Below are 11992 nucleotides of genomic sequence, written 5' to 3'. Positions count from 1 at the left end.
CAACAATTAATTTATCACATACTCGCACCAACCGTATGCTCTCTTTAGATAATTTAACTATCTACTTATTCTCATAATCTGATTATAATAGATTGCGATTATTTTTCAACTATTTTTGTTTCATTATGCGTAAACACTTAAACGCTCGATTACTTTATCCTTACCTAATAACTCCATTGTATTTGGTAATTCAGGACCATGTGTTTGGCCAGATACCATCACACGAATCGGCATGAATAAGTTCTTACCTTTAATACCAGTTTCTTTCTGAACCGCTTTAATTGCAGCTTTAATGCTTGCCGCATCAAAAGTATCTAATGCTTCAAGCTGAGCTGTTAAAGATTTTACTAACTCAGGTACTTGCTCACCGTTTACAACTTCTGATGCTTCTTCGTCTAAAGCTAATTCATCTTTGAAGAATAACTCAGATAATTCAACGATTTCACCAGCGTAGCTCATTTGTTGTTGATATAAACTTACTAAAGATTTCGCCCATGCAAGTTCTGCTTCTGTTGGGTTATTTGAAATAAGACCTGCTTTTTCCATGTGTGGTAACGTCATTTCAAATACTGTATCTAAATCTTTTGTCTTCATATATTGGTTGTTGATCCATGCAAGCTTTTGTTTATCAAAGAATGCTGGTGATTTACTTAAACGTTTCTCATCGAACATTTCGATAAATTGCGCTTTAGAGAAGATTTCTTCTTCACCTTCTGGAGACCAGCCAAGTAATCCGATAAAGTTGAATAATGCTTCTGGTAAGTAACCTAAATCATGATATTGTTCAATAAATTGAATGATTGAACCATCTCGTTTAGATAACTTCTTACGGTCTTCATTTACGATTAATGTCATGTGACCAAACGTCGGGATATCGTATCCTAACGCTTCATAAACCATCATTTGTTTCGGTGTATTTGAAATATGATCATCACCACGGATAACGTGAGTGATTTCCATGAAGTGATCATCGATTGCTACCGCGAAGTTATACGTTGGAATACCATCTTTTTTCACGATAACCCAGTCACCGATCCCGTTAGAATCAAATGATACTTCACCTTTAACCATATCATTAAATGTATAAGTTTTATCTTTCGGTACACGAATACGAATAGCAGGTTCGCGACCTTCAGCAATTAAAGCCGCTTCTTCTTCTTTTGTTAAGTGTGCATGTTTACCACCGTATCTCGGCATTTCTCCACGTGCAAGCTGTGCTTCACGTTCTGCTTCTAACTCTTCAGATGTCATGTAACAACGATAAGCTTTATCCTCAGCTAATAACTTTTCAATGATTGGATTATAAATATGCGCACGCTCAGATTGACGGTAAGGACCATATCCTCCATCTTTATCAATCGATTCATCCCAGTCCATCCCTAACCATTGTAAGAACTTTAACTGACTCGCTTCTCCGCCTTCAACATTACGCGCAGTATCTGTATCTTCAATACGGATGATAAAATCTCCGCCGTTATGTCTTGCAAATAAATAGTTAAATAATGCAGTACGTGCATTACCGATGTGTAAGAAACCAGTCGGACTTGGTGCATATCTTACTCTTACTTTACTCATTATATTCACTCCATTAATTAGTTTTCTTTAATAATAATACCACAGCTTGAGCTTGTATCCCCTCTTGTCTGCCTAAATAGCCCATCTTCTCATTCGTCGTTGCTTTGACGTTAACATTGAATATGTCTGTATTTAACACATTTGCAATCGATTCACGCATCGCATCGATATGAGGTCTGAATTTCGGCTTTTCAGCGATAATTGTGGCATCTAGATTTCCGATTTCATAACCGAGTTCCAGTACATGCTGGTAGGCGTTTTTCAGTAAAACTTTAGAATCCGCACCCTTATATTTCGGGTCATCGTCCGGGAAGAATTTACCGATATCACCAAGTGAAACCGCACCTAATATTGCATCTGTAATCGCATGTAGTAATACGTCGGCATCACTATGGCCCAGTAATCCTTTATCGTGAACAAGCTCAATCCCGCCGATGATCAAAGGCCTGCCTTCGATTAATTGGTGTACATCATATCCATATCCAATTCTCATCATAACCCTCTTTTCTTCAGTATTGCTTCCGCGAAGAACATGTCTTCCGGCGTTGTGATTTTGATATTGTCGTAGTCACTTTCTACGATATGAACTTTGGAAATACGTTCAACAAGTGATGCATCATCTGTACCTAAAAAGTGATCTGCATCTGCTTTATTGTATGCATCGAGTAGTAACTGATAGCTAAATGCTTGTGGTGTTTGTATTTGCCATAATTCATCTCGTTTTAATGTTTCTGTAACTTGATCGTTTTCTATGCGTTTAATCGTATCTTTTACTTTCACAGCCGCGATAACGCTGTGATTTTGTTGTATCGATTCATATAGTTTGTTTAATGTGTCCTGCGTAACAAATGGTCTTGCCGCATCATGTACAAATACATATTCACAGGGCTCAATCACTTTTAATACGTTATAAATACTGTATTGGCGTTCACTACCACCTTCAGTGATAACGTCAATTTTACTGTAATTTGTGAGCATTGATTGTAACATACTTATTTCATCACGTTGTGCGGCCAGATGAATCGCCCGACAATTATCATCATTTTGAAATACTTGAACGGTATGTTCAAGTATTGATTTATGATTGATTGTCAGTAATATTTTATTTTGATTCGCCTGCATGCGTTTACCCATGCCTGCTGCCGGAATGATTACGTCATACATATCAGTCATTCACTTTCTTTGTAAATATAATTCTGCCTGAAGCAGTCTGAAGTACAGATTGTACTTCCACGTTCACTTGTTTATTAATTAAATGTTTACCATTCTCTACAACGACCATTGTGCCATCTTCTAAATATCCGACACCTTGGTTCTCTTCTTTCCCAGCTTTCGTCACATTCAGTATAAACTTATCACCTTGTGCGACAACTGGTTTAATTGCTTCAGATAGATCATTCACATTTAATACTTTAATGCCTTGCACCTGACATACTTTGTTTAAGTTAAAGTCTGTTGTAATGACGCTTGATTTTGTTTCTTTTGCCATTGTGACTAATAGTTGGTCGACTTCTTTAATATTTTTATTGCCAGGGACAATCTTAATCGGATGACCTGTGTTCTGAAGCTGACTTAAAATGTCCAGTCCACGTTGTCCTTTATCACGCTTCATGCCGTCTGTTGAATCTGCGATAAGCTGTAATTCATCTAATACGCCTTGAGGAACGATAATCGTACCATCTAAAAATCCGCACTCTACGATTGATAAGATACGACCATCAATGATTGCCGACGTATCCAATAATTTCGTATTATCCAGCACACGGCGTTTGTTTGAACCGCTCTGGAATCGTTCCGGTAAGAAACTTTGAATTTCATCACGTTTCTTTAGTCCAACCTGAAACCCTAAATAACCTAATACAACCGCCAGAATTACTGGCACTGTATTTTTAAGTAATATAAAGCCCATAGAGTTAAAGATTAAACTGATCATCGAAGCAATCATCAATCCTAAAATCATACCGAGCGTTGCAAAGATAAGTTCCATAAAATTAATGTTTAATAAAGATTTTTCACCTTTAATAATGAGGTTAACTACGCGATCAATCAACCAATAAAATAAAATAAAAAAGACAACAATCCCAATCGCACCATCAACATATGTATTCTTAAGAATTTCAGGAACATTCAAATTAAATAAACGAATCAATTCAGGTATCGCAAAAATCCCTAAGCTTGCACCTACTACAATAAATATTAACGTTACTAATTTCTTTAACATATTTTCACCTCCTTAAAACGCAAGCTTTAATGCTTCGCTTATATTTGTTACACCGATCACTTCGATATTCTCCGGGAAATCCCAGCCACCGATATTATTCTTTGGAATAATGACACGTTTGAATCCAAGTTTTTCAGCTTCCTGCACACGTTGTTCAATACGCGCAACACGTCTTACTTCTCCAGTCAAACCTACTTCTCCGATAAAGCAGTCATCGCCACGGGTTGGTTTATCATTATAGCTTGAAGCAATGCTAATAATAATACTTAAATCAACAGCAGGTTCATCTAATTTTACGCCACCTGCTACTTTGACATAGGCATCCTGTTGCTGTAACAGATAACCTTGTTTCTTTTCTAGTACTGCCATTAACAGCGTTAAACGGTTATGGTCAATACCCGTCGCCATACGTCTAGGGTTATGAAATGATGTCGGTGACACTAAAGATTGAACTTCAACAAGGAGTGGACGCGTGCCTTCCATTGTGGCAACAATCGTAGAACCGGCTACATTCTTCGTACGTTCTTCTAAGAACATTTCACTCGGGTTTAATACTTCTGTAAGGCCAGTATTGCGCATTTCAAATATACCCATTTCATTTGTAGAACCGAAACGGTTTTTCACGGCGCGTAAAATACGGTAACTATGATGTGTATCGCCTTCAAAATAAAGTACAGTATCTACCATATGTTCAAGTAAACGTGGTCCTGCGATTTGCCCTTCTTTTGTAACGTGACCGACGATAAACGTCGCAATATTCATCTGCTTTGCAATACGCATTAACTCCTGCGTACATTCACGCACTTGAGATACTGAACCTGGTGCGCTCGTTACTTCCGGATGAAAAATCGTTTGAATAGAGTCAATCACTAAAAACTTCGGCTGCATCTTCTTCACGGTTTCATGTATGATTTGAAGATTTGTCTCCGCATACACATCTAACTCTCCGGCATCTTCCTTTAAGCGGTCTGCACGGAGTTTTGTTTGTCTTACCGATTCCTCACCTGATATATAAAGTACGGGATGACGTTGTGACAACATCGCACACACTTGTAGTAACAATGTTGACTTTCCGATACCTGGATCTCCACCAATGAGCACGAGTGAGCCAGGAACAATACCGCCACCTAATACACGGTCTAGTTCTCCCATTTGCGTATGGTCTCTTGGCACACTTTCTTTCGTTATATTTTTTAATTTTTCTACTTTAGAATTTGAATCTTGCTGATGTATTGCTGTTTTTGGTCCTTTTTGTTTATGTTCGATGACTTCTTCCATCTGATTCCAGGCGCCACAATTCGGACATTTACCCATCCATTTTGGGGACTGATAACCACAGGCCATACATTCAAAAGTTGATTTCACTTTAGCCAATATATTCCCCCCCATTATAATATGTATTTATTTTAAATCTTTTTGCATGTTTAGACAATGTTAACCCCTAATATGATGCAATAATATTTTAAAAATAAAAATACTGCTGAAATAACAGTGTTTCTACTATTATTTCAGCAGTATGTGTTTCATTATTGCTTTTCTTTTGTAATTACAAATTCGCCATCTTTATAATCAATTGTCACATTGTGACCAGCTAATTCCTCACCTTTTAATAGCTCTTCAGATAACTTATCTTCGATGTTCTTTTGGATAGAACGTGTTAACGGACGTGCACCATATTCTGGATCGTATCCATCATCGGCTACTTTTTCTTTCGCAGCGTCTGTTAATGTAATATAAATATCTTGTTCTTTTAAGCGTTTCGTTAAGCCATTGACCATGAACGTAACGATTTCTTTTAATTGTTCTTTCTCCAACTTATGGAACACGATAATATCGTCAATACGGTTTAAGAACTCTGGACGGAACTGTTTCTTCAACTCATCCATCATTGTCTTACGGATAGTTTCATAATCTTGTGCCGCATCACTACCACCGAATCCTACGAATTTATTATCTTTTAATTCCTGTGCCCCAACGTTACTTGTCATAATGATTACAGTATTTCTAAAGTCTACTGTACGCCCTTTAGAATCCGTTAATCGACCATCATCTAACACTTGTAATAACATGTTAAATACATCCGGATGAGCTTTTTCAATTTCATCGAATAAAATAACTGAATACGGTTTGCGGCGCACTTTCTCAGTTAATTGGCCTCCTTCTTCAAAACCAACATATCCTGGAGGTGAACCTACTAAACGAGACACGCTATGTTTCTCCATAAATTCACTCATATCTACACGAATCATTGCATCTTCTTCACCAAACATCGCTTCCGCTAATGCTCTTGCAAGCTCAGTTTTACCAACACCAGTTGGTCCTAAGAAGATAAAGCTTCCGATTGGACGTTTCGGATCTTTAAGACCAGCACGGGCACGACGCACTGCTTTAGAAATCGATACAACCGCATCATGTTGTCCTACTACACGGTCATGTAAAATTTCTTCTAAGTTTAATAATTTTTGTGATTCAGTTTCTGCAATTTTATTTAATGGAATACCCGTCCAGTTCGCAACAACAATTGCGATATCATCAGGTGTCACTGATGTGTTGTTAGAACCTTGCGTTTTTTGCCATTCTTTTTTCGTTTCATCTAATTGCTTTTCAAGTTGTGATTGTTTGTCACGTAACGCTGCTGCTTGTTCGAATTCCTGAGAATGCACTGCAGCATCTTTTTCATTTTTTACTTTTTCAAGTTCAGCTTCAAGTTCTTTTAAACTTGGTGGCGTTGTATAGTTACGTAAACGCACTTTTGAACTTGCTTCATCAATTAAGTCAATCGCTTTATCTGGTAAGAAACGGTCAGAAATGTAACGATCGCTCATTTTTACGGCTGCAACTAAAGCTTCATCAGAAATTTGAATACGGTGATGCGCTTCATAGCGGTCACGTAAACCATGTAAAATTGCAATTGCATCTTCTACATTTGGTTCATCTACCTGAACTGGTTGGAAACGACGTTCTAACGCTGCATCTTTTTCAATGTATTTACGGTATTCTTCTAAAGTTGTTGCACCGATACATTGAATTTCTCCACGTGCTAATGCAGGTTTTAAGATATTCGATGCATCAATAGCACCTTCAGCGCCACCCGCACCGATTAATGTGTGTAATTCGTCGATGAATAAAATGATGTTGCCAGCTGCATGAATTTCATCCATCACCTTTTTAAGACGTTCTTCAAATTCCCCACGATATTTCGTACCCGCTACAACTGTACCCATATCTAAACTCATAACACGTTTACCTTTTAACGTTTCAGGCACTTCATTGTTTACGATTGCTTGTGCTAATCCTTCTACAATTGCAGTTTTACCAACACCTGGTTCACCGATTAATACTGGATTGTTCTTCGTACGACGGCTTAATACTTCAATAATACGCGTTACTTCATCAGCACGACCTATAACTGGATCTAACGTGCCGTCTTTAGCGATGACCGTTAAATCACGCGCTAATTCATCTAATGTTGGTGTGCCTTGTGCTTTAGCTTCACCGTGGCCTTTAGCATCCATTTCCGGACTACCTAATAATTTAACGACTTGAGAACGCGCTTTCGTAATATTTAAATCAAGATTTGCAAGCACGCGTGCTGCAACACCTTCGTTCTCACGAATTAATCCTAATAGAATATGCTCAGTACCAACAAAGTTATGGTTAAGTTTACGTGCTTCGTCTAACGATAATTCAATTACCTTTTTAGCACGTGGTGTATATTGAATTGTTCCACCCATATCTGTGCCATGACCGATTAATTGTTCAACTTCCTGTACAACCTTTTCTTCTGTAATGTTATACGCCGCTAACACTTTCGCAGCAATTCCATCAGGTTCTTTTACAAGACCTAATAATAAGTGTTCTGTACCGATATTATTATGATTTAAACGAATCGCTTCTTCTTGTGCATGTGCTAACACACGCTGTGCTCTTTCAGTTAATCTACCAAACATATTTTATCCTCCTTACAAATGCTCTCGTAGCATTTGTGCTCTTTTTTCATCTATTTGTTTATTCTCTGGATACAATTTATCAATAAATGGTGCCTGTATAGCAACCATCAGTTCATTGAATCTAAACGGAGTATCTTTTATGATGCCCATATCAATACCCATTTTAATCTCACTTAATCTAAGACTCGCTTCTTCTACAGAAATTTTATGACTATATTTCAATATCCCTAAGCTTCTGTAGATTCTATCTACTGTATCGATATGATCATAATTATTCATACGCTTACGCATATTGATTTCCTCTTCAATAATCTGTTCAACCACCTGTGTTAAATCATCGATGATACTTTCTTCTGATTTACCGAGCGTCAGTTGATTTGACACTTGATATACATGTCCTAAAGCTTGTGTACCTTCTCCGTAAATCCCACGAATCGTGAATCCAAATCGATTAATCGTTTGTGCGATCCGCGACATTCTCTTCATAATAGAAAGTCCCGGCAAATGTAACATAACGCTGGCACGTAAGCCTGTTCCAATATTGGTTGGACATGTTGTAAGATAACCATAGTGCTCATCATAAGAAATCATTAATTTTTCATCAAGTTTTTTGTCTATAACGCGTGCACGTTCATATAAATGATGTAGCGACAAATCGTGACCTAATACTTGTATACGAATATGATCTTCCTCGTTAATCATGATACTTTCAGATTCATCTTCATTGATTAATACAGCTCCGTGCTTTGCCTCCATCAATTCTTTGCTAATCAAATGTTTTACTACCAACATTTGACGCTCTTTCATCGGTGTTTCAATCATCTTGATTAGTTCGTAATCCTTTATTAATACATTCGACACTTCTTCAATTACTTTATCAGCAGTATCTTCAGCAAACATCATCGGATGAACGAAATTTTCCAGATTACGTGCGAGCCTGATACGTGAACTCAAGATAACAGCGGGTTCATCAGCTGACTGCATCCAATCACTTAATATATTCTGAAGATGTTTATTCAGCATGTGTATCTCCACCTTCCTTAAGTGCACGGATTTCATCACGCACACCAACCGCTTCTTCAAATGCTTGCTTCTCTACTAATGATTGTAATTTCTCTTCCAGTGCTTCTATCTTTTTCTTCAGTGCAATCTTTTCCTGTGATTTATGTGGTGTTACACCAATATGCTGTAAATTACCAGCCTGTACGCGCTCTATAACTTGCGGTACATAATCACTAAATGTGTTATAACATTCATGACAACCAAATTTGCCGATGTGTAATGCTTCTCTTAAAGTCAGTCCACAATTTGGACACTTGTCAGGTGTATGGGCTGCTTGAAACTCACCACTATTTAACAAGTGTTTGAGTAACTGATTCATTGAAAATTCTTCTTCGTATGACATACAATCTCTCCTTAGTTATAATGAATGATATTCAGCACATTTTGTAAAATATTAGCGCGTATATAATCACGATAAGGTACATCAATCATTAAAACATCACGATGAATCGTACCAAGTATAATCTTTTTCTCTCGCTCATTAATCAATTCATTTTGGTGTAAACCTTCTATAATACGTTCAGCATTTTGTTGTGAAATCTGTTTCCCCGTTAATTCCATTAAATGCTCAATAAACGCTGCCTTATTATTTGATTCAATTTTTGTGATACGAATATAACCTCCGCCACCACGTTTGCTTTCAATCTGATAGCCGTGTTCATTTGTGAAGCGCGTTTTAATGACGTAGTTTAACTGTGATGGAACGCAATCAAACTTTTCAGCAATATGTGCCCGTTTAATTACGACAACATCATCCTGCGCTTCTTCAAGTAACTGTTTTAAATATTGTTCAATTATATCTGACATATTGTGCATGACATCACCCACCTTTGACCTTCTTTGACTTAATTATATTTAATCCTACTTTGTTAATCAAATATTTTGTTTGACCTTTTTTGATGAACAAATTTTCATAATAAGTTGAAAAAATGTTTAGCGCTTTCATTCGTTGTGTAGTATGATATTTATAGTATAAAAAATATGACTAAAGGAGAGATTTCATGAATTATATTATCGGTATCATCGGTCTTGTTGTGTTCTTGTTACTTGCATGGGTTATGAGTTCGGATAAAAAAGGTGTAAGATGGCAATATATCGGCATAATGATGACCATTCAGTTTCTATTTGCTTTTCTTTTACTTAAAACTTCAGGTGGTATTAAATTAGTAGAAGCATTAGCTACCGGTTTCGGTTATTTACTAGGCTATGCAGAACAAGGTGTCAACTTCGTATTTGGCGGTCTGGAAAATCCAGCTGTCGGTAAAGTACCTGCCGCTTCAACTTTCTTTATGGATGTATTATTACCGATTACTTTTATTTCAGCTTTAATCGGAATCTTGCAGTACTTAAAGATCTTACCGTTTATCATTAAATATTTAGGATGGCTGATTTCTAAAGTAAACGGTATGGGGAAATTAGAATCATTTAATGCAGTAGCAGCAGCAATTTTAGGTCAATCAGAAGTATTTATCTCTATTAAGAAACAATTACCATATATTCCGAAGCACCGTTTATATACGTTAACAGCTTCAGCGATGAGTACGGTATCACTATCTATCGTCGGTGCATATTTTACGATGATTGAACCTAAATATGTCGTAACAGCTATTATCTTAAACTTATTTGGTGGTTTTATCGTTGCTTCAATCATCAACCCTTACGTTGTTTCAGCAGAAGAAGAAGATGCTGTAATTATGGGTACAAATACGGATGAAAAGAAACAATCATTCTTTGAAATGTTAGGAGAATATATTTTAGATGGATTTAAGGTTGCAGTAATTGTTGCTGCAATGCTAATCGGATATATCGCATTAATCGCGATGCTTAATGGAATCGTCGATGCGTTTACACCAGGCGAAATGAACTTCCAGACTATACTTGGGTATTTGTTTGCACCTCTTGCATTCTTAACAGGAATCGCTTGGGACGATGCGGTTCGCGCAGGATCTATTATGGCAACTAAACTCGTTTCGAATGAATTTGTTGCAATGCTAGATATTCAGTCCATTGTTAAAGGAAAGACTGGCGAATTATCAGAACATGCGATCGGAATCGTTTCTGTATTCTTAGTATCTTTTGCTAACTTCTCATCTATCGGTATTATTGCAGGGGCAATCAAATCATTGAACAATGAACAAGGCGATGTCGTTGCTCGTTTCGGTTTAAAATTATTATATGGTGCAACACTTGTATCATTCATCTCTGCAACAATCGCTGGATTCTTCTTATAATAGTAAAAGCTCAATCTGAGATTTTCAGATTGAGCTTTTTTGTTAGAATCCTTTTTTCTTACCAATAACGCCTGTTTCAGAAAAATTATATGTCACTATTTCTGAAACATCATATCTTGAGGATGGATAATGTTCTTTAGCTGCAATTCCAATTGCGATGAACATTACAGGTGTGTATCGTCCTCCATCAATATTTAACGCTTGTAATACTGCCCCTCTATCAAAACCACCAATTGGATTTGTATCGAAGCCGTAATCTTTTGCGACAAGCATAAACTGCATTGCCGCCATGGCAGAATCCATCATTCCTTGAGTATACATAGATTCATCTGGCGTCTGATCCAGAAGCTGTTGAATCACCTTCGTATTTTCATCTTTTATATTTTGATCCATATATCCTTCTTTTACATTTTGCTGCATAATTCTATCTAAGTCATTTTTATGGTTATTATCCGATAATACTAGTACAAAAGCTGAGCTCGTATCTAATTGACGCGTATTAAAATGAACGTGATCTCTTATTGCAGCTTTCGATTCATCGGATTCTACTACAACAAATCTCCAAGGCTGTAAATTTATAGAAGACGGTGCCTTTGTTGCTAAAGTAATCATTTCTTCCATTATTTCATGAGAAATTGTGATATCTGGATTAAACTCTTTTATTGAATGACGTGATTCGATTGCTTGTTTTAATGATAAGTCTTTCATGTAGGACACTCCTTTTTTATAATGATTGATTATAACATGCATCTGAAATGTCACAAAATAAAAAAGCCTGCATTTTTCAAATGCAGGCTTCAGACTGAAGACAAACTCACAATTTTATAAGTGAGTTTGTCTTTTTTCTTCGAAAAATATTGTTATTTTAAAGAAATTAGCAAAATATCCAGCTTAACCTGCTAGATAATTTGCTAATTTCTTTAAATTCATGCATGCGAAAATAAGCGTGGTCT

The 11992-nt window shown here is 36.8% G+C and carries 11 protein-coding genes; 1 reads left to right on the top strand and 10 read right to left on the bottom strand.

Annotated features, from left to right (window positions below):
- Positions 1-123 precede the first annotated feature (123 nt).
- From gltX to BHX94_RS10820, 9 genes are all read right to left on the bottom strand, one after another.
- On the bottom strand, positions 124-1578 hold the full coding sequence (gene gltX / locus BHX94_RS10860) for a glutamate--tRNA ligase (RefSeq protein WP_199798157.1): 1455 nt from the start codon (positions 1576-1578) through the stop codon (positions 124-126).
- Between the two features lie 10 nt (positions 1579-1588).
- The gene (gene ispF / locus BHX94_RS10855; RefSeq protein WP_111746614.1) at positions 1589-2071 is read right to left on the bottom strand and encodes a 2-C-methyl-D-erythritol 2,4-cyclodiphosphate synthase; all 483 of its coding nucleotides are present in this window, start codon (positions 2069-2071) and stop codon (positions 1589-1591) included.
- Positions 2068-2748, bottom strand: a complete 681-nt coding sequence (gene ispD / locus BHX94_RS10850) for a 2-C-methyl-D-erythritol 4-phosphate cytidylyltransferase (RefSeq protein WP_111746612.1) — start codon at positions 2746-2748, stop codon at positions 2068-2070. Before ispD ends, ispF begins: the two co-directional genes overlap by 4 nt.
- The gene (locus tag BHX94_RS10845; RefSeq protein WP_111746610.1) at positions 2741-3796 is read right to left on the bottom strand and encodes a PIN/TRAM domain-containing protein; all 1056 of its coding nucleotides are present in this window, start codon (positions 3794-3796) and stop codon (positions 2741-2743) included. Before BHX94_RS10845 ends, ispD begins: the two co-directional genes overlap by 8 nt.
- Before the next feature lie 12 nt (positions 3797-3808).
- Entirely contained in the window at positions 3809-5170 is a 1362-nt protein-coding gene (gene radA, locus BHX94_RS10840) for a DNA repair protein RadA (protein WP_111746608.1), read from the bottom strand.
- 152 nt (positions 5171-5322) lie between these two features.
- The gene (locus BHX94_RS10835) at positions 5323-7746 is read right to left on the bottom strand and encodes an ATP-dependent Clp protease ATP-binding subunit (RefSeq protein WP_111746606.1); all 2424 of its coding nucleotides are present in this window, start codon (positions 7744-7746) and stop codon (positions 5323-5325) included.
- A gap of 12 nt (positions 7747-7758) precedes the next feature.
- Positions 7759-8769 (bottom strand): protein arginine kinase, encoded by a 1011-nt coding sequence (locus BHX94_RS10830; protein ID WP_111746605.1) that lies wholly within the window; start codon positions 8767-8769, stop codon positions 7759-7761.
- Positions 8759-9151 carry a UvrB/UvrC motif-containing protein gene (locus BHX94_RS10825; RefSeq protein WP_111746602.1) on the bottom strand — a complete coding sequence of 131 codons (393 nt, stop codon included), beginning with the start codon at positions 9149-9151 and terminating at the stop codon, positions 8759-8761. Before BHX94_RS10825 ends, BHX94_RS10830 begins: the two co-directional genes overlap by 11 nt.
- Positions 9152-9162: 11 nt before the next feature.
- Positions 9163-9624: a CtsR family transcriptional regulator gene (locus BHX94_RS10820; protein ID WP_111746600.1), complete on the bottom strand. Its 462-nt coding sequence runs from the start codon at positions 9622-9624 to the stop codon at positions 9163-9165.
- A 185-nt stretch (positions 9625-9809) separates the two neighbouring features.
- Here BHX94_RS10820 and BHX94_RS10815 point away from each other — a divergent pair, with 185 nt between their 5' ends.
- The gene (locus tag BHX94_RS10815; protein WP_111746598.1) at positions 9810-11039 is read left to right on the top strand and encodes a NupC/NupG family nucleoside CNT transporter; all 1230 of its coding nucleotides are present in this window, start codon (positions 9810-9812) and stop codon (positions 11037-11039) included.
- Between the two features lie 42 nt (positions 11040-11081).
- Here the strand turns inward: BHX94_RS10815 and BHX94_RS10810 are convergent, their stop codons facing one another.
- Positions 11082-11747: a nitroreductase family protein gene (locus BHX94_RS10810; protein ID WP_170120832.1), complete on the bottom strand. Its 666-nt coding sequence runs from the start codon at positions 11745-11747 to the stop codon at positions 11082-11084.
- Positions 11748-11992 lie beyond the last annotated feature (245 nt).

It is taken from the genome of Macrococcoides bohemicum (assembly GCF_003259675.1).
GTDB classification, from domain to species: Bacteria; Bacillota; Bacilli; order Staphylococcales; family Staphylococcaceae; genus Macrococcoides; species Macrococcoides bohemicum.
This window is presented reverse-complemented; position numbering and strand designations above follow the sequence as displayed.

Excerpts from the sequence above, each read along its gene's own strand:
- ispF (WP_111746614.1), bottom strand. The coding sequence starts at position 2,071 with ATGATGAGAATTGGATATGGATATGATGTACACCAATTAATCGAAGGC.
- ispD (WP_111746612.1), bottom strand. The coding sequence starts at position 2,748 with ATGACTGATATGTATGACGTAATCATTCCGGCAGCAGGCATGGGTAAA.
- BHX94_RS10845 (WP_111746610.1), bottom strand. The coding sequence starts at position 3,796 with ATGTTAAAGAAATTAGTAACGTTAATATTTATTGTAGTAGGTGCAAGC.
- BHX94_RS10835 (WP_111746606.1), bottom strand. The coding sequence starts at position 7,746 with ATGTTTGGTAGATTAACTGAAAGAGCACAGCGTGTGTTAGCACATGCA.
- BHX94_RS10830 (WP_111746605.1), bottom strand. The coding sequence starts at position 8,769 with ATGCTGAATAAACATCTTCAGAATATATTAAGTGATTGGATGCAGTCA.
- BHX94_RS10825 (WP_111746602.1), bottom strand. The coding sequence starts at position 9,151 with ATGTCATACGAAGAAGAATTTTCAATGAATCAGTTACTCAAACACTTG.
- BHX94_RS10820 (WP_111746600.1), bottom strand. The coding sequence starts at position 9,624 with ATGCACAATATGTCAGATATAATTGAACAATATTTAAAACAGTTACTT.
- BHX94_RS10815 (WP_111746598.1), top strand. The coding sequence starts at position 9,810 with ATGAATTATATTATCGGTATCATCGGTCTTGTTGTGTTCTTGTTACTT.
- BHX94_RS10810 (WP_170120832.1), bottom strand. The coding sequence starts at position 11,747 with ATGAAAGACTTATCATTAAAACAAGCAATCGAATCACGTCATTCAATA.